General features: G+C 55.0%; 17 protein-coding genes and 1 pseudogene. 11 read left to right on the top strand and 7 right to left on the bottom strand.

What is annotated here, in order from left to right:
* Nucleotides 1-77: 77 nt before the first annotated feature.
* Complete coding sequence (locus tag MOY_RS07395) at nt 78-260, bottom strand: periplasmic nitrate reductase, NapE protein (protein ID WP_009098214.1); 183 nt, start codon at nt 258-260, stop codon at nt 78-80.
* Between the two features lie 181 nt (nt 261-441).
* Here MOY_RS07395 and MOY_RS07390 point away from each other — a divergent pair, with 181 nt between their 5' ends.
* Complete coding sequence (locus MOY_RS07390) at nt 442-1,296, top strand: DUF72 domain-containing protein (RefSeq protein ID WP_009098213.1); 855 nt, start codon at nt 442-444, stop codon at nt 1,294-1,296.
* Nucleotides 1,297-1,472: 176 nt separating this feature from the next.
* The gene (locus MOY_RS07385) at nt 1,473-2,816 is read left to right on the top strand and encodes a sodium-dependent transporter (RefSeq protein ID WP_009098212.1); all 1,344 of its coding nucleotides are present in this window, start codon (nt 1,473-1,475) and stop codon (nt 2,814-2,816) included.
* Between the two features lie 73 nt (nt 2,817-2,889).
* On the opposite strand, the gene MOY_RS07380 is transcribed toward MOY_RS07385, so the two are convergent.
* Nucleotides 2,890-3,102 (bottom strand): PA3496 family putative envelope integrity protein, encoded by a 213-nt coding sequence (locus tag MOY_RS07380; protein ID WP_009098211.1) that lies wholly within the window; start codon nt 3,100-3,102, stop codon nt 2,890-2,892.
* Between the two features lie 314 nt (nt 3,103-3,416).
* Here MOY_RS07380 and hexR point away from each other — a divergent pair, with 314 nt between their 5' ends.
* The 3 genes from hexR to MOY_RS07365 all read left to right on the top strand — a co-directional run bounded on the left by hexR (nt 3,417) and on the right by MOY_RS07365 (nt 7,766).
* Complete coding sequence (gene hexR, locus MOY_RS07375; RefSeq protein ID WP_009098210.1) at nt 3,417-4,271, top strand: transcriptional regulator HexR; 855 nt, start codon at nt 3,417-3,419, stop codon at nt 4,269-4,271.
* Nucleotides 4,272-4,348: 77 nt separating this feature from the next.
* Complete coding sequence (gene uvrD, locus MOY_RS07370) at nt 4,349-6,547, top strand: DNA helicase II (RefSeq protein WP_009098209.1); 2,199 nt, start codon at nt 4,349-4,351, stop codon at nt 6,545-6,547.
* A 130-nt stretch (nt 6,548-6,677) separates the two neighbouring features.
* Complete coding sequence (locus MOY_RS07365) at nt 6,678-7,766, top strand: TRAP transporter substrate-binding protein (protein ID WP_009098208.1); 1,089 nt, start codon at nt 6,678-6,680, stop codon at nt 7,764-7,766.
* A 74-nt stretch (nt 7,767-7,840) separates the two neighbouring features.
* Here the strand turns inward: MOY_RS07365 and MOY_RS07360 are convergent, their stop codons facing one another.
* Nucleotides 7,841-8,254 (bottom strand): acyl-CoA thioesterase, encoded by a 414-nt coding sequence (locus MOY_RS07360; protein ID WP_009098207.1) that lies wholly within the window; start codon nt 8,252-8,254, stop codon nt 7,841-7,843.
* Nucleotides 8,255-8,338: 84 nt separating this feature from the next.
* Between MOY_RS07360 and MOY_RS07355 the strand changes: the two genes are divergently transcribed.
* The 6 genes and pseudogenes from MOY_RS07355 to cysZ all read left to right on the top strand — a co-directional run bounded on the left by MOY_RS07355 (nt 8,339) and on the right by cysZ (nt 14,297).
* Entirely contained in the window at nt 8,339-9,301 is a 963-nt protein-coding gene (locus MOY_RS07355) for a PstS family phosphate ABC transporter substrate-binding protein (RefSeq protein ID WP_009098206.1), read from the top strand.
* Nucleotides 9,302-9,397: 96 nt separating this feature from the next.
* A complete protein-coding gene (locus MOY_RS07350) occupies nt 9,398-10,516 on the top strand; it encodes an ABC transporter permease subunit (protein WP_009098205.1) in 1,119 nt (372 codons plus the stop codon).
* Nucleotides 10,513-11,931, top strand: coding sequence for a phosphate ABC transporter permease PstA (gene pstA / locus MOY_RS07345; RefSeq protein WP_009098204.1), 1,419 nt, complete (start codon nt 10,513-10,515; stop codon nt 11,929-11,931). The genes MOY_RS07350 and pstA overlap by 4 nt, the downstream gene beginning before the upstream one ends.
* Nucleotides 11,925-12,749, top strand: a complete 825-nt coding sequence (pstB, locus tag MOY_RS07340; protein ID WP_009098202.1) for a phosphate ABC transporter ATP-binding protein PstB — start codon at nt 11,925-11,927, stop codon at nt 12,747-12,749. The genes pstA and pstB overlap by 7 nt, the downstream gene beginning before the upstream one ends.
* Nucleotides 12,750-12,779: 30 nt before the next feature.
* Nucleotides 12,780-13,505: a phosphate signaling complex protein PhoU gene (phoU, locus tag MOY_RS07335; protein WP_009098200.1), complete on the top strand. Its 726-nt coding sequence runs from the start codon at nt 12,780-12,782 to the stop codon at nt 13,503-13,505.
* Between the two features lie 70 nt (nt 13,506-13,575).
* Nucleotides 13,576-14,297: pseudogene (gene cysZ / locus MOY_RS07330) on the top strand (sulfate transporter CysZ).
* A 287-nt stretch (nt 14,298-14,584) separates the two neighbouring features.
* Here cysZ and MOY_RS07325 read toward each other — a convergent pair.
* The 4 genes from MOY_RS07325 to ubiA form a co-directional block, all read right to left on the bottom strand.
* Nucleotides 14,585-14,899, bottom strand: a complete 315-nt coding sequence (locus MOY_RS07325; protein WP_009098198.1) for a hypothetical protein — start codon at nt 14,897-14,899, stop codon at nt 14,585-14,587.
* A 389-nt stretch (nt 14,900-15,288) separates the two neighbouring features.
* Nucleotides 15,289-16,623 (bottom strand): phosphate regulon sensor histidine kinase PhoR, encoded by a 1,335-nt coding sequence (gene phoR, locus MOY_RS07320; RefSeq protein ID WP_035540376.1) that lies wholly within the window; start codon nt 16,621-16,623, stop codon nt 15,289-15,291.
* Between the two features lie 3 nt (nt 16,624-16,626).
* Entirely contained in the window at nt 16,627-17,316 is a 690-nt protein-coding gene (gene phoB / locus MOY_RS07315) for a phosphate regulon transcriptional regulator PhoB (protein ID WP_009098196.1), read from the bottom strand.
* Nucleotides 17,317-17,426: 110 nt separating this feature from the next.
* Complete coding sequence (ubiA, locus tag MOY_RS07310; protein ID WP_009098195.1) at nt 17,427-18,317, bottom strand: 4-hydroxybenzoate octaprenyltransferase; 891 nt, start codon at nt 18,315-18,317, stop codon at nt 17,427-17,429.
* Nucleotides 18,318-18,338: the final 21 nt, after the last annotated feature.

The raw sequence follows: 18,338 nt of genomic DNA, 5'->3' as shown, positions 1-18,338 counted from the left end.
TAAAAGAACACTAACCCCTGTGCTAAACAGTGGTTAACCACCTTTTAAACTTATTTCTTAGAAGCGTTACGGGCGCCTTATAGCGGCGGGCCGGGAGGGCCTGCAAACATCTGATAAACCCATACCGAAAAGCCATAGCCCCCTACCACCGCTATCGCCAAAATAGGAAATAGCAGCACGACAATAAACAGAAACAGCCCTAATTCCTGGCGTTTGCGAGGTGTTTCTTCCGCCGTTATTGGATGAGATTTTTTAGCCATGCCTAACTCCACAGGGTAGGGACACACCACTGTAGATGTGTATTAAAATAGTTATTTATAAAGCGTAGTAACTAAGTTCAACTTGTCACTTGATCCAGATCAATTTTTACAAGTTAGTAACTAGATCGCTTGGTACTAACCTAATACCAATGAAGGCCCTCCTTATGAAGGCTCAATTCTTATGACGCTTCCGCTTTATTTAGGCTTACCCATGTGGGCCAACCAAGATTGGCTGGGAAGCCTATACCCGCGCCACGCCAAAACAGACCTTTTAAGTGACTATGCGGCGGTTTTTTCAAGTGTCGAGGGCAACACGACCTTTTACAGTGGTGCGCCCAAGCCTGAGACAATTGCTGCTTGGGCTCGCCAGGCACCCCCTTACTTTCGCTTTTGCTTTAAATTGCCGGCTAGCGTCACCCATGATCAGCGGCTAACGCGCTTGGAAGATGCCTGGGCATTTTTAGCCGCGCTGGAGCCACTTCATGATCGCCTTGGCCCTACCATGGTTCAGTTACCGCGAGATTTTGGCCCCCAGGAGCTGCCCCAGCTAGAAGCGCTACTCGCCCAGTGGCCCGCACATTTACCCTGCGCTGTCGAAGTGCGTCACCCTGAGTTTTTCCACAAGGGAGCCGCTGAGAAGGCGCTTAACCAATTGTTGATAACTTACGCAGCTAACCGCGTGATGCTTGATGTGCGCCCACTGTTTTCCACCCCGGCTAATGGCCATGCTGGGCTTGCCCACGCCCAGCAGGAAAAGCCGAAAGTCCCACTACACGTGCTTTCCACGGCACAGCAGCCTGTTATTCGTTTCATTGGGCATATTGACAAAACCATCAACAGCGGCTACTTCAGCCCATGGAAATCGCGTCTTAGCCTGTGGATAAAACAGGGGAAAACCCCTTTCTTATTTGTGCATACTGCAGATAACCGGGAGTCTCCCGAGATGGCGCGCATGCTCTATAAAGAGCTACAAACACTGGCACCGCTACCTCCCCTGCCAGCGTTTGCTGGCGATAAGCAGAGCCAACTGTTTTAAACAGCCTTTTTAGCTGTGTTTACTGGCATGCACTCTTTCTATCGGATAAATTGCGTCTACTTTCGGAAAATAACGCTGGAAAATATCTTTTTCTCACAGTTTAGTTTTCCGAAAATTAGCATTTTACGATAGCAACACCTTATTAATTACAATTGAACCCATATAGAAGGTGAAACATGGCAAAACTTGCACATGCACAGTGGTCATCAAAGATGGCCTTTGTGCTCGCTGCCGCAGGGTCGGCAGTCGGTTTAGGGAATATTTGGCGCTTCTCTTATATGGTGGGCGACAGCGGCGGCGCCGCCTTCGTACTGGTGTATCTCGCCTGTGTGGCGCTGGTCGGTCTGCCTATTCTAGTGGCGGAGTGGATGATTGGTCGCCGAGGCCAGAAAAACCCGATTAACGCTATGGCCGAACTGGCCGCGAACCACGGTAAATCTAAGGCGTGGGCGCTAATCGGGGTTAGCGGTGTCTTAGCGGCATTTTTGATTCTGTCGTTTTACAGTGTCATTGGCGGCTGGTCGCTGAACTACACGCTAAGCTCAGTGATTGGCACCTTTGACGGCCAAGATGCAGACGGCATCAGCGGCTTGTTTGGCGGCATGCTAGGTAGCCCCACTACGCTGCTGCTCTGGCACACCGCCTTTATGGTGCTAGTGGTAGGCATCGTGGCCCGTGGGGTCACCAAAGGGCTGGAAAGTGCGGCGCGGTTGTTAATGCCTGCCCTCATCATATTAATGCTCATCCTGGTGGGCTACGGCGTAGCCAGCGGTTATTTTGGCGAAGCATTAGCCTTTATGTTCCGCCCTGACTGGAGCGCGCTTAACGGTGGGGTTGTATTAGCCGCCATGGGCCAGGCTTTCTTCACGCTGTCGCTGGGTATGGGCATCATGATGGCGTACGGCTCTTACCTGGGTGAAGACGTTAACCTGCTGGGCACTGCGCGCACGGTGATCATTCTGGATACCGTGATTGCACTGCTGGCCGGCTTGGCCATCTTCCCGATTGTCTTCGCCAATGGCTTGAGTGCCGGTGAAGGCCCAGGTTTGATCTTTGTTACGCTGCCGCTGGCGTTTGGCAATATGGCAGGCGGCACCATTCTGGGACTGATGTTCTTCCTGCTATTAACCTTCGCAGCGCTAACCTCGGCTATTTCTCTGCTGGAACCCGTTGTGGAAACATTGGAAGAACGCACGTCCATGAGCCGTATCGCATCTACTCTCGCGAGTGGTGTTGCTGTATGGCTATTAGGCGTCGCGGCGCTTCTATCATTCAACGTCTGGTCTGAGGTGCTGTTCTTTGGCCTGAATATTTTCGACCTACTGGATACCTTTACCAGCAAAGTTCTGCTGCCGTTAACAGGTCTGGGGGCGATTGTATTTGTGGCGTGGTGCTTGAAGCGCGAAAGCGTGGAAGCTGAGCTGGGACTCTCAGCAACAGGTGTCAGCCTATGGAACATCATCGCACGCTATGTAGCGCCCGTTGGCGTTATCATTGTGTTTGTGACTGGCCTTATTTGAGCCATTACTAAGGCCTCAACAAAGCCGAGCAAACAGCCGCCCTGCTGCATAGCGGGGCGGTTTCGTTTAGACGCTAGTGAAGTTCGCTCTCTTGCTCGTACTCGGGCAAGGGGGCGATATCCCGCGACAACTTCTGAAACTCCCGATGTAACTCTATTCCCCTGCGCGCCCTTAAGCTGCGCTGGGCAGAGCTGCGCCGTTGCTGGGCGTGCTCATCGACCTGCATGCTCATAAAGATGTCGAGCAATTCGTTTTTTACCGAGGTGATTCGTTCGACGTTTCTCATAATCGACGTTCCTCCAGGTGAATATGCCTACGTCCACCTGCATCCGTAACCACTGATTTGCAAATGATGCAGTGCGGCACTTCACTTCTTACTATAACCTACTTGACAAAATGATGACGAATCCTGCTCAAATGTCTTAACGGCATTTAAACGCCTGCAGATTAGGCGCTGCTGCCGACGCGGGCATGCTGTCATCAAGCGAGTTACCGCTCTACCGCAGCAAACGATGAACCGTCATTAAAAACGAACGTTTTAAACAGGTATTTTTTATCGTACTGTAAATACCTGTTTGTTGAGCACCCAAGGAGCCGAACGTGAGCCGCGCCCTGTTTGATGAAATGAGACGCCGCATGGAGCACTTCCGTCGCTCCGAGCAAAAGGTTGCACGGTTTGTACTGCGCAATCCTGACGAAGTTATCCACATGCGGATTGTGGATCTCGCCACGGAAGCCAAAGTGAGCGAGCCTACGGTGGTGCGTTTCTGCCGCGCATTGGGCTGCAACGGCTTCCAGGACTTCAAGCTACAGCTGGCACAAATGCTGGCCAGCGGCAGCCAGTTCGCCCAGTTCTCCATGAACGACAGCGACTCAGTCGCAGAATTTTCCCACAGCATTTTCGACTCCACCGTGGGCACGCTGTTATCGGTGCGCGACCGACTCGACAACGAAGCCTTAGGGAAAGCCGTTAACGCCTTGGCCATGGCCAACCGAGTTGAGTTCTATGGCTTTGGGGCCTCTGGCGCGGTGGCTTTCGACGCCCAGCACAAGTTCTTCCGCCTGCAGATCTCCACCTCCGCTTACGCCGACCCGCACATGCAGAATATGTCTGCGGTGACCTTAAAAGAGGGCGACGTGGTGGTGGCGATCTCCCAGACGGGCCGCACCAAAGCGCTGGTGGCTAGCGTACGTTTGGCTCGCGATGCGGGCGCGACGGTGATTGGCCTCTGCCCAAGCGACTCACCGCTGGCCAGCGAGGTCAGCCTGCCGCTGTATATCGATGTTCACGAAGACACCGAGATCTATACGCCGCTAAGCTCCCGCATTGCCCACCTAGTGCTTATCGACGTATTAGCAGTTGGCGTTGCCAAAACCCGCGGGCCAAAGCTCGCCGAGCAGCTTAAAGCGGTTAAAAAGAGCCTTAACACCCTGCGCTACCCCGAAGAGAGTTAAACGCTCGCCCTGTACGCACAGCCAGTTCCCTGGCTGTGCTAAACTGGCTGCCCATTTTCGAACCGGCAGCGGCTTATATGGACGACGTCACGGCGATTCTTGATCAGCTCAACCCCGCCCAGCGCGAGGCAGTTAGCGCCCCCCAGGGCAATCTACTCGTGTTGGCTGGCGCGGGGTCGGGTAAAACCCGCGTGCTGGTTCATCGCATCGCCTGGTTGATGCAGGCCGAGGGACTTTCTCCCTACGCCCTGCTGGCGGTGACGTTTACCAACAAAGCGGCCAAAGAGATGCGCACCCGCTTAGAGGCGCTGCTGGGCATCTCTATGCGCCATGTGTGGGTAGGCACCTTCCACTCCATTGCCCACCGCCTGCTGCGCACCCACTGGCAGGATGCCCGGCTACCCCAGCACTTCCAAATCATCGACTCCGATGACCAGCTACGCTTGGTTAAACGGCTGCTGAAAGATTATTCGATCGACGATGAGCGCTACCCGCCGCGTCAGGTACAACATTTTATTTCCGGTTGCAAAGAAGAGGGCCTACGCCCCCACCAGGTAAACGTCGATGGCGATGCTTACCTGGGCCAGATGGTCGAGCTTTACGAACGCTACCAGCTAACCTGTGAGCGCGGCGGGCTGGTGGATTTCGGTGAGCTGCTGCTGAGAAGCCTGGAGTTACTGCGCGATAATCCGGCGCTGTTAAACCACTACCAGGAACGTTTTGGTCACGTGTTAGTGGATGAGTTTCAAGATACCAATACGCTGCAGTACGCTTGGCTGAAGTTGCTGACCGGTATGAAAACACCGATGACCGCCGTGGGTGATGACGACCAGTCCATCTATGGCTGGCGAGGCGCCAAGGTGGAAAATATCCGCCGTTTCGAGCAGGAATTTCCGCACACCCATACCGTACGTCTGGAACAGAACTACCGTTCTACCAGCGCAATTCTAGAGGCCGCCAACACGCTGATCAGCCACAATAGTGAACGGCTAGGTAAAAACCTGTGGACCGATGGCATCGAAGGCGAGCCAATTTCTATCTACGCCGGGTTTAACGACCTTGAAGAAGCCCGCTATATCGTCGATACCATCAAAGAGAAGGTCAACGAAGGCTTTAACCGCCGAGACGTTGCGATTCTCTACCGCTCCAACGCCCAGTCGCGGCTGCTGGAAGAGACGCTGATTCGCCAAGGCATGCCCTACCGTATTTACGGCGGCCATCGCTTCTACGAGCGCTTAGAGATCAAAAATGCCCTGGCGTATTTGCGCCTGCTGCTTAACCGTGATGACGATGCCTCGTTAGAGCGGGTGATCAACGTACCCACCCGTGGCATTGGCACCCGCACAGTGGAAATTGTTCGCCACCGCGCCCGGGAGCAAAGCGTGTCGCTTTGGCAGGCGCTCCATGATGCGATTCACGACGGTACATTAAAGGGCCGTGCCGCCAACGCAGTACAAACCTTTGCCAACCTGATAGAGCAGCTGGATAACGATGCCGCCGGGCTGCCTCTGCACGAAATCATCGACCACGTGACGGCGCATACCGGGCTAATTGAGCACCATAAAAGCGAGCGCGGCGAGAAAGGCCAAGCGCGAGTAGAAAACTTGGAAGAGCTGGTTACCGCCGCCCGTGCCTTTACCCACGGCGACGCGTTTGAAACCCCGGAAGCGGGTGAAGGTATGGCAGCGCTTGAAGCGTTCCTTTCTGAAGCGGCGCTCAACGCTGGCGACCACGAAGCGGAAGAGTTTGAGGACAGCGTCCAACTGATGACGCTGCACTCAGCAAAAGGCTTGGAGTTCCCGGTGGTCTTTATTGCCGGCGTTGAAGAGGGCCTGTTCCCTCATAAAATGTCGCTGGAAGAGCCTGGCAGGCTCGAAGAGGAGCGGCGCCTCTGCTACGTGGGCGTTACCCGAGCCATGCAAAAGCTCTACCTCACCCACGCCGAAACCCGCCGCCTACACGGCAAAGAGGTATTCCCACGCCCGTCGCGCTTTTTGCGCGAACTCCCGCCTCACTTGCTGGAAGAAGTACGCCTGCGCGGGCATATTTCCCGCCCGGTCACCGCGTCGCGTACCTCCTTTGCCCAACAAAGCATCGAGAGTGACGGTGACCTACCTAGCCTGCACGTGGGCCAGCGGGTGGCGCATCCGGTATTTGGTGAAGGCATTATTCTGAACGCCGAAGGGGAAGGTGCCCGCGCCCGGGTGCAGGTCAGCTTCGAGGGTGATGGCGTTAAGTGGCTGGTGCTGGGGTTTGCTAAGCTGACGCCGCTTTAAACGCCAACGCCTTGGCGTTGAGGGCAATGGCTTGCCGATTAAAACTTGGTTGGCGCATACTGGCAAACGGACACTGTGCTTTTCTGCACGCTGACAAAAATATCCTATAATTTCCGGAGTCTTGCTCATTATGCAACGCCGCAATTTCCTCAAAGCCGCCGGCCTTGGCGCCGCCGGTGTCGCTGCCGCCCCGTTTGTTTCTACCGCCAGCGCTAACGAAACCTACACCTGGGATATGGTGACCTCCTGGCCGAAAAACTTTCCTGCACTCGGTACTGGCGCGAACGACTTCGCCCGCCGGGTAGAGCAACTCTCTAACGGCCGTATGCGCATCCGTGTACACGGTGCGGGCGAGCTGGTGCCTGCCATGGAAGTATTTGACGCCGTAGCCGCCGGTACCGCTGAAATGGGTCACTCCGCCTCTTATTACTGGCGCGGAAAAGTAGCCGCCTCGCAGTTTTTCACTGCGGTACCGTTCGGCATGAACACCACTGAAATGAACGCCTGGTTATACCACGGCGGTGGCCAAGAGCTGTGGGATGAGATCTACGCCAACCATAACCTGAAGCCTTTCCCGGTCGGCAATACTGGCGCGCAAATGGCCGGTTGGTTCAAAAAAGAGATTAACTCCCTGGCCGATATGCAAGGCCTGCGCCTGCGCCTACCGGGCTTGGCAGGCGAAGCAATGAACGCTATTGGGGTAACCACCGTTAACATGCCCGGTTCGGAAATTTTCACCTCGCTCCAAACCGGCGTACTTGACGCTGCCGACTGGGTAGGCCCTTACAACGATATGGCGTTTGGCCTGCATCAGGTCGCCGACTACTACTACACCTCGGTGTGGAATGAGCCTACCGCCGTGCTAGAAGGCACCGTTAACCTGGACGCCTGGAATGCCCTACCGGAAGACCTCCAGGACGTTATCCGCGAAGCGGCACGCGCGTCTAACCTCGCCATGATCAGTGAGTTCGCCTACCGCAACGCTCAAGCGCTGGAAACCCTGGTAGATGAGCACGGCGTTCAGCTACGAACCTTCCCGGAAGATGTCATGCAAGCGCTCCATGAATCTTCCCAAGAGGTTATTCAGCGCCAGGTAGACAGCGACGAAGCGTCTCGCCGGGTGTGGGAGTCTTACTCAGCCTTCCAGCAAGTACTGCGCCCGTTTAGCGATGTGGGTGAGTACGCTTACTTGAAAAGCCGTGATGAGCTAACGTCTTAAGCCACTTTTAGCACACTGGTACTTCTTAAGAAAACTCGATCTTCTTAAGCACAAAGGGCGCCTCGGCGCCCTTTTTAGCTGTGCACCGCGCGAATTCGACCATTTTCATCCAGCGCTACCATGACAAAACGTGCTTCGGTGACTTTCTGGCGCTCTTCAATATGGCGACCGTGAGGCGGGCGCACCCAAACTTCCACATCAATTTTGATTGAGCTGTGACCAATTTCCCGCACCTGGGTATAAACACTGACCATCGACCCCACACGTACCGGGCTTAAAAAATCCATCGCTTCAATGGCAACGGTGGCGTTTCGCCCGCCGGCTTCACGGCCTGCGGCAAGCTCGGCGGCTTGATCCATCTGGTTGACGAGCCACCCACCAGGAATATCGCCATAGAGATTGGTATCTTGTCGAGAAGCCAGTAGCTTTAACGTGAGCTGCCCTTGGGGCGCAGGTACATCGTCCAAATCAGAATCCAACGGTGTCATAAGGTGGTCGCTTTGTGGGTTTATTGTTGTGATGTTGCTGCATCGCAATAGAGTGGCATTAGTTAATCACAAGAGGAAAGGCGTTTGAAGGGTAACGGTTTATGGCTTAGGAAGAAATATCGCCTACGCTTAGCGCTGCTAGGTGCACTGCTGGTGGTCACCCGGTTAGCCTGGGGGCAGCCCGCCGTGGCGCCATCCCTGCCAAGCGGCACGCTAGGGGCGGTGGGTTCCGACACCATGGCGGGGCTGGTATTACGCTGGGGAGAAGCGCTCACCGCTCGTCATCCAGAAATTAACCTCCAGTTTCAAGCGGGCGGCTCAGCCAGTGCGCCCACGGCGTTAATTGCAGGCACTACACGCCTTGGCCCGATGTCCCGGCCGATGGCTGCGACTGAGCGCCAGCAGTTTATCGACCACTATGGCTACCCGCCCCTTGAGCTGCGTGTGGCGCGGGATGCGCTGGTCGTCGTTGTCCATCGCCACAACCCGCTTGATGTCTTAACCCGTCAGCAGGTCGATGCCATTTTCTCCACCGGCCTTGCCTGTGGTGCCAGCCAGCCCATTCGGCGCTGGGATGCGCTCCTTGATGCCGAGCAGTGGCCTTACGGGCGTATTGCGCTGCATGGGCGCAATTTGGCCTCGGGCACCCACGGATTATTCCAACAACAGGCGCTATGCAGCGGCCAGTTCCGGGTCGATATTAGCGAGCACCCTGGCTCTTCCGCCGTGGTCGCCGCAGTGGGAGAATCGCCTAACGCGATGGGTTATGCAGGCTTCAACCACCTTACCCCCATGGTAAAAGCGCTGCATCTAGCCGACCAGCACGGCAACGCCCTGGCGCCTAAGGAATCAGCGATTCAGCGTGGCGAATATCCTTTATCCCGCGATCTCTATCTCTACGTTAATCTGCCCCCAGGGGAGGCGTTACCGGCCGCCGAGCAGGCGTTTATTGAGCTGATTATGTCGCCAGAAGGCCAGCAAATTGTCCGCGCTTCAGGCTTTGTACCGCTGCCGCCTAGCGACCTGAACGCCCAGCAGCCATGGTAACGACTGTCATTTAATTGTCATAAAAATGTTTTAGGGTAAGGAGAATCCCATGCATATTTATTTTAGCGATGGCACCCGCTTCTCAATGATGTCGACATGACTCCCCCCCGGCTAACCCGCGTTCATCTGCCGCTGCGCCAACTTCAAGACCGCATTGCCACTGGGCTAATCACCGCTGGGGGCATTGGGGTGTTATTGGCGATTCTGGCCATCGGGGTTTTCCTTATTTGGGAAACGCTTCCGCTGCTCGCATTAGGCGATACCTTCGCGCTTAGTAAGCTCTCACCACTTGCCTGGGGCACCCTAAAAGCCGCCCTCGCCGCCATGCTGTTTGCAACGCCTATTGCGTTAGGCGCAGCCATCTACTCGGCACTGTTTATGTCGGCGCGTTTGCGTAGTCGGCTAAAACCCGCACTAGAACTCATGGAAGCGGTACCTGGCGTTGTGGTCGGCTTTATTGCTGGCTTAGTGCTAGCACCCTGGGTAGAGCGCCACTTAGCCAGTGCCCTGCTGCTCATCGTGTGGCTGCCCTTCAGCGCCGTGTTGGCCGGTGTCTTATGGCATCTTGCGGCGACCCGATTGCGCCAGCGCTTACCGCACTCCTGGGCGGGACTATGGCTAATCCCGTGGCTTGCGTGCATGGTCGTCGTGGCACTGTGGCTCGCGCCATGGCTTGAGCACCACCTGCTAGGGGGCGATCTACGCCGCCTGCTCGACCAACGCTACGGCATGGATTACGCCACACGAAACGCGCTGATTGTCGGTATCGCCATGGGGTTTGCCATCATTCCGAGTATTTATGCGCTGGCCGAAGATGCACTCGCAGATATCCCCCCCACCTTAATGGAAGGCGCGCAAGCGCTGGGGGCCAGCCGTTGGCAGGCGCTTTGGAAAGTAGCGCTACCCACAGCTGGCCCCGGTATTTTTTCAGCGGTCATGATTGGCGCAGGCCGCGCTGTGGGTGAAACCATGATCGTACTCATGGCTAGCGGCAACACCGCGCTGTTTAGCGCCAGTCCCTTTGAGGGACTACGCTCGCTCTCCGCCGCTATCGCCATTGAACTGCCCGAGGCGACCCCCGGCGGACTCACTTATCATCTGTTGATTTTGGCCGCACTAGCGCTGTTCATTTTTACCTTCTTGGTCAATACCCTGGCAGAAGTGGTGCGCCAGCGACTGCGCCGCCGCTACCATCGGCTGGGGGGCAGCCAATGACGCCACTATCCGAACAGAGCAAACGGCGGGTTAACTGGCTAAATGATGGGCTGTGGCCGTGGCTATGCGCTGCCTGCGTGGCGCTTTCACTACTGATGTTGGCAGCGCTGCTCACCCTGTTGGCGACCCGGGGGCTAGGGCACTTCTGGCCAGCTACCCTGGAGGAGGTCACGCTTGCCTCAGGTGATACGGTTATCGGCCAGCCGGTACGCGAAACCCCGCTACCGCTAAACGCGGGCATGGAGCGGCTCTATTTTACCGGCAACCGCGATATCACCGGGGCTAACTGGCGCTGGATAAACGTCGAGGACATCGCTGAGCAAGCGACCCCAAACGACCTAATCCGCTTAGAACGTACCCCCTGGGGCGATTTTATTGGCCGTTTAGTCGCAGTGGAAAGCGATGGCCAGCGCTTAACCGGACAAGCTGCCTGGGAGTACATGACGACTTCCCTAGCGCTGCCAGCCAGCCAGCGGGCTAGCAGTGAGCTACTGTTGCTGACCGCCGATGGCCAAGCGCTACGCCAGTCGCTCTCCAGTATCCGCCATTTTCAGGCCCCCAATGCCATGTCCTGGTGGCAGAAAGCCACAGCCTGGGGGCAAAACGTTTGGCGCTTTCTGAGCGAAGGGCCACGGGCAGCCAATACCGGCGGCGGCGTGTGGCCGGCTATTTTTGGCACCGTACTGATGGTTATTTTAATGTCGGTGATCGTGACCCCGTTTGGCGTACTGGCGGCGATTTATCTCAATGAAATCGCTCATCAAAATCGGCTCACCCATTTAGTACGCATTGGCGTGCGCAACTTAGCAGGCGTGCCATCGATTGTTTACGGCGTGTTCGGCCTGGGAGTGTTCGTCTACGGCATTGGCGGCTCTATCGATAATTGGTTCTTTAGCGATGAACTGCCCTCGCCCACCTTCGGCACCGGCGGGCTTTTATGGGCCTCGCTGACCCTTGCACTACTAACCCTGCCGGTGGTGATTGTGGCAACCGAAGAGGGCTTAGCGCGAATACCCGACGCCCAGCGCGAAGGGGCGGTAGCGCTAGGGGCCACACGCCTAGAAATGTTAACCCGGGTGGTGCTGCCTATGGCTACCCCTGCGATGCTCACCGGAGTGATATTAGCCATCGCCCGGGCCGCTGGCGAGGTGGCACCTTTAATGCTGGTGGGCGTTGCAAAACTAGCGCCGCAAATGCCGCTGGATGGTGATTTCCCTTATTTGCACCTTGAGCGCAAGTTTATGCACCTTGGCTATCATTTATTTGATACGGCGTTTCATGGGGAGGATGTTCAGGCCGCCATCCCGCTGGTTTACGCCACGGCGTTACTATTAGTGCTGATTGTGCTGGTGCTTAACCTAACTGCCATATTTCTGCGTCATTATCTAAGGCGTCAACGAGGAAACGAATGCTAGCGCCCTTAACACCAAGCCAAGCGTCAGGCCAAGCATCACAGGCTCCGGTGACCACCTTTGCTCCCGGGCAGTGCTGCCTAAGCATCAATCAGTTTAACCTCGCCTATGCGGGGAAACCTGCCTTGCGGCAGTTGACGCTCGACGTGCCTCGCCATCGGGTTACCGCTTTTATCGGCCCCTCTGGCTGCGGTAAATCCACGCTGCTTAGGGCGATTAATCGGTTACATGACCTCAACGAATCAGTTTCCCACAGTGGACACATAGCGCTTGAAGGGCAGGATATTCACGCCCCCCAAACGAACGTCACCGAGCTGAGGCGCCGCGTGGGTATGGTGTTTCAAACCCCGAACCCATTTCCGATGTCAATTTATGAAAACGTCGCTTTTGGGCTGCGCTTGCAGCGCCGATTACCCAAGCGTAAGCGAGACGACATTATTGAGTGGGCGCTAACGTCTGCCGCGCTATGGGAGGAGGTTAAAGACCAGTTGCACCGTTCAGCATGGCAGCTCTCCGGTGGGCAACAGCAGCGTTTAGTCATTGCCCGCACGCTGGCCGTCCAACCCGACGTTTTACTGTTAGATGAGCCCGCTTCGGCACTGGATCCCATCTCAACACTCAAGGTGGAAGAGCTGATTCGCAACCTTAAATCGCAGCTTACCTTGGTGCTGACCCACAATATGCAGCAGGCCGCCCGGGTTTCTGACTACACGGCGTTTATGCAGCACGGCGAGCTGGTTGAATTCGGCTTAACCGACCAAGTGTTCACCAACCCGCGTTTACAACGCACTGAAAACTACATCACCGGCCGCATGACCTAGGCCCCAGAGACGACCCGTCAGGAGTGCGCAATGGACATTACCAGCGATACCCACAGCCAGCATATCTCTCGCCAGTTTAATCAAGAGCTAGAGGAGCTAAAAACCCACCTAATGGCCATGGGTGGCCTAGTGGAAAAGCAGGTGCAAGACGCCGTATTCGCACTGCTTGAAGGCGACAGCCACCTCGCCGAAAAAGTGCGCGATAACGACCGCCAAGTAAACGATCTGCAGCTACAAATAGATGACGAGTGCACGCGTGTTCTAGCGCGCCGACAGCCCGCAGCTTCTGACTTGCGCTTAGTGCTGGCGGTTATTCGCGCCACCTCAGACCTTGAGCGTATCGGCGATGAGGCCAGCAAGATTGCCCGTAACGCGATGCTATTAAGTGAAAACAACGGCAGTGTTCGTGGCTTGGTAGAAGTACGCCATATCAGCGAACACGTCCGTAAAATGCTGCGCGATGCGTTAACCGCGTTTGCCCGCTTTGATACGGAACTTGCCATGCAGGTCGTGCGTGAAGACGAGCTCGTGGATGACGAGTATGGCAGCGCCATGCGCTCGCTGATGACCTTTATGATGGAAGACTCTCGCTCTATCAGCTCGGTACTCAGCATTATGTGGGTACTGCGCGCCCTGGAACGCGTAGGCGACCACGCCAACAACCTCGCGGAATATGTGGTTTATCTCGTAAAGGGACTGGATATTCGCCATACCGACCTCGACAGCTTAGATCAGGACGTGCTTAAAAAGTCTTGACCTATCCTGTAATACCTCCTGCAATACGCCCAGATGCGCTGCCTGGGCGTATTGATAAGGAGTTCGCACATTGAATGCATTTACCGCGCTAAGCCGAGGCACTCGGCTGGTGTATCGAAAGGCCTGCGGCGCTATGTCTTCCTTCCCTTGCTGGTAAACCTTGTGGTTTATGCCAGCATGCTCCGCTTGGTGGTTAACCGCTTTTCTGGCTGGCTAGACAGCGCGATGGCAATGGTGCCGAGTTGGCTTGAGTGGCTATCCTGGTTAATTTGGCCTCTTTTTTTCGTCAGCCTACTACTGGCCGTGTTTTTCACCTTTACGTTAGTCACCCACCTGATCGCCGCGCCTTTCTACGGCTTTTTAGCCGCCAAAGTAGAGCGTCAAGCCACTGGCCGCGAACCGTTAGACGACCGCGGTCTGGCGAAAACGGCGATTGATGCAGTGGGGCGTGAGCTGGTGAAATTAGGCTACATCCTGCCCCGCGCGGCAGCACTGTTGGTGTTTAGCTGGATTCCAGGGCTTAACCTGCTGGCGCCTATTTTGTGGGCACTGTTTTCTGCCTGGATAATGGCCATCACCTACTTAGACTACCCAATGGATAACAATAAAATAACGTTTCGGGATATGCGCCAACGACTTTCACGGCGCTGGTGGCAAAGCCTAACTTACGGCGGGCTGGTGACCGTGGTTACCTGGATTCCGCTGGCAAATTTATTCTTAATTCCTGGTGCGGTGGCAGGCGCCGTTTTGATGTGGGATCACCACTACCGTGGTGTGGTCACCGCGGAATGAACGTGTGGAATGAACACACTTTTCGACCGTCTACAAAAAACGAGACCCCGCCAGGGCGGGGTCTTGATAACTCTTAATATGGGCGATACCTAACGTTAGCTTCCTATCCTTTTGCGGGACTCCAACCTTGGAATTAACCCTGACTAACGTGTTGTTCGTCGCTTGATTCACTCCTTGAATCGGTGAGCATCCTTGCTATGGGACATCCTTGCCCCTTATGTGCTCACTCCTAAGCGTAAGAGTTATTTTCAGCTTTGTAAACTAATGTTACCGATAAAAAATACTAATTACGATGCACTATTTTCTTCAACAACGTCGTCAGGCGTATATTCTTCATCGTCACCGTTCATGTTAGTTGACTCGGGATCGTCAACCACGTCTGGGCCTTGCGTACCGTGATCGGTAGTTAAATCTTCACTGTCATAGTCACCAGGATTTGCATTTTGCGAGTGGCTATCCCTCGGCTCTTCATCAGCCGTTATATCCTGGTTTTGATCAATTGATGAATGGTCCGTGGTGTCAGCAAATGCTAATGGGCTAGCCATCAAGCCAAAACTTACACCTAAAATGCCAGCTTTCTTGAGTAGTTCCTTGGACATCATGTTCCGTCTCCTCGATCGCTGTGATACCGCTAATTTTTAAGGAAGAGTGCCATTGAGGCTTACCAGTTCCAGCGGTGATCTTCCTTAACTAGGTAGTTGCACTGCTTGTGCCATCTTGCCAAAAAATAATATAAAACAAATTAAATACAGGGGCTTATAGACATTATTCGATTATTTATAGCCACTCTAAAAGCGCTGTCAAAGCTGCAAAAGTGGCTAAAAATGACACATGCGCAGCGTTTGACCATCCTTAACAGACAATCTGGCACACTTGTACAAGCGTTGTCTTTTTTAGGGAACGCGTGCTTCTTTGTAACAGGAATTGTTTGACCAGCACCGCCGTTGAATTCAGTGGTTGAATGCAGGGTTTGAAAACGCAGCGTGGTTTTTTAAAAGGCGGTATTAGCCACCAAGGCCCGTGTGGCAGGAAATACGCAGCGAAACTGCGCGCCTTCGCCAGGACGGGAGACTATCTGTAGCTGAGCATCGTGGCGCAGCAATACATGCTTAACAATGGCTAATCCCAGGCCTGTGCCCCCAGTGGCGGTGCTGCGTCCTTTATCAACTCGGTAGAAGCGTTCAGTCAGCCGGGGGATATGCACCGGATCGATCCCCTCGCCGTTATCCTCCACCGAGATGTAAGCGCTACCGTTCTCCAGGGTGACCCAACGCAGGGTTATTTGGCTGCCTGCAGGGGTGTAGCGCACCGCGTTAAAGGCAAGATTAGAAATAGCGCTGCGGATTTCCTGCTCGCTGCCCACTAGCTGGGCCTCGCTCTCAACACTTACGTGGATGCTATGCAGCTGGCTACTCGGCACTTGATCGCCTTTCTGCTGGCCGGAGAGCGCCAAGGCATCCTGGCGAATGCTCTCAAGTAACGGCCCAACGACCAGTGGTTGGTGGTCTTTTCCACCTTGGTCAATTTCCAACCGAGAAAGCAGTAGCAGGTCATTCACCAAGCTCTGCATGCGCTTGGTTTGTTCCTCCATCTGACCAATTCCCCGGCCTAAGCGTGGCGGCAGCTGGTCGCTTAAGTCGCTGTAGGTCTCCAAATAGCCGGAAAGCACCGTTAGCGGTGTGCGCAGCTCATGGGAAACATTCGCGACAAAGTCACGCCGCATCTGCTCAAGACGATGCAGCCGGGTAATATCCCGCGCCATGACGAGACGCTCATCGTCTCCATAGAGGGTAATCTGATACTGCAGAATTTGGCGTTCATCAATTGGCGAGGTTAGCGTTAACGGTTCGCTATACTCGTTGGCATTGAAGTAGCTGATGAAACGCGGGTCACGCAGCAGATTCGTAATATGCTGCCCGCGGTCATGGGCGGTTTGTAGGCCCAGCATCTCAGTGGCGGCACTGTTCCACCACTCAAGGTCACCATGGCGGTCTAACATGACGACGCTGTCGCGCATGGCTTCCGATGACTCTTGAATACGCCCGAGGGTAGCCCGTAAGCGGGTTTGGGTAATGCGCTGGCTCTTTTGGTAACGGTAGAGCCGATCAAATAGCTCGCCCCACATGCCCCGCGCCGAAGGCGGTTCATCCTGGGGATGCAGCGTTAGCCATTGAAAAAGCGCCAGCAGTTGGCGCAAATGGTAAAACAGGCACACCGCAAGCCCTGCGGCCAACCCTAACCCAGGCGCGCTTAGCGCCCAGCCCAGCAAGACCCCTAAGGTAGCCAGCCAAGCAATTCGCCACAGCTCACGACTCCAGAGACGCACCATTTACACCCGAGCGGAGAAGCGGTATCCCGTGCCTCGTACCGTTTGGATAAGGTTTTGGTGGGCTTCACCTAGCGCTTTACGTAAGCGGCGAATATGTACATCAACAGTGCGCTCTTCAACGTAGACGTTGCCCCCCCATACTTGATCAAGCAGTTGGCTGCGGGTATAGGCGCGCTCTTGGTGGGTCATAAAAAACTGCAGCAGGCGGTACTCTGTGGGACCCATTTCCAGCGGTTCACCATGGGCGCTTACCCGATGGCTTACCGGGTCGAGCATTAGGCCATTAATCTCAATGGGGTCTTCCACACCCCGGGGGGTGGTACGCCTTAGCACGGCTTTCAAGCGCGCGACCAGCTCACGGGGCGAAAATGGCTTAGTGATGTAATCGTCGGCACCCGCTTCAAGACCTTGAATCTTATTATCCTCTTCGCCCTTAGCAGTAAGCATAATAATGGGTATTTCAGCTGTAGACTCTTCGCGTTTTAGGCGCCTTGCAAGCTCAATACCGCTGGTGCCGGGCATCATCCAATCCAGTAGCAGCAAATCAGGCTGATGGTCGACAACCATCGCATGAGCATCTTGGGCGTTATCCGCTTCAAGCACGTGATAGTCAGCCATTTCCAGCGCCACTGCGATCATTTCGCGAATCGGCGCCTCATCATCGACAATCAAAACGGTCTTGGCGGTCATTCCTGGGCCTCACGGTGTGCAATGAAACTAGCTCATAGAAAAACAGTTCAATGAAATATCTGTGACGATAACACCATGGCTTAGTGACAATTTTATGACACTCAGCGTATTTAGCCAGTGATTGGCCACCAGCTCAGAGCAATACCGGCAAAAATAAGCAGGCCCGACCAGTAATTATTCAAAAACGCCCGGAAGCAGCCATCACGCTCACGGTGCGCTATCAACCGCTGCTGATGGACAAACGTCGCTGCCATCGCTATTAGCCCTAGCCAGAAAAAACCGCCTAACGCTACTCGTAGCCCTACCCAGGTTAATAGCGCCAGCGTAGCAAGCTGTAGCAGGCCAATGATTAATCGATCAGCATCTCCGAACAGCACCGCCGTTGATTTAATACCGATTTTTAAGTCATCGTCGCGATCAACCATGGCGTACTGGGTATCGTAGGCCACGGTCCACAATACGTTGGCGAAAAACAGCAGCCATGCTTCAAGGGGCACGCTCCCCAGCACGGCACCAAACGCCATCGGTATCGCCCAAGAGAAAGCCGCTCCTAGTACCACTTGGGGAAAGTGGGTGTAGCGCTTCATAAAGGGGTAAATAAACGCCAGTACCAAGCCCCCAATAGAGAGCAAAACCGTAAACCAGTTAGTAAGCAGCACCAGAATAAACGCAATCGCCACTAGCCCAACAAACAGCAGCTGCGCTTCGGTTTCGCTGATACGCCCGGTGGCGAGCGGCCGATGCTTGGTGCGTTTCACATGGCCATCAAAGTGGCGGTCCGCATAATCGTTTACCACACAGCCCGCCGCGCGCATTACATAAACACCGGCAATAAAGATCAGCAATACATTTCGCCCAGGTACTCCCTCTGCCGCAATCCACAGCGCCCACAGGGTTGGCCACATCAAAAGCCAGGTACCAATGGGCCTATCCAGGCGCATCAGTTGTAAAAAATCCGCCACCCGAGCCCACCCCGTTGGCCGCAACAGAGAACGATCCATGCTTACCTCACGAATAAAGAT

Origin of the sequence: Halomonas sp. GFAJ-1 (assembly GCF_000236625.2) — a bacterium.
Lineage (GTDB): Bacteria > Pseudomonadota > Gammaproteobacteria > Pseudomonadales > Halomonadaceae > Vreelandella.
The sequence above is the reverse complement of the archived record's forward strand: the minus strand, read 5'-3'. Positions and strand labels throughout refer to the sequence as shown.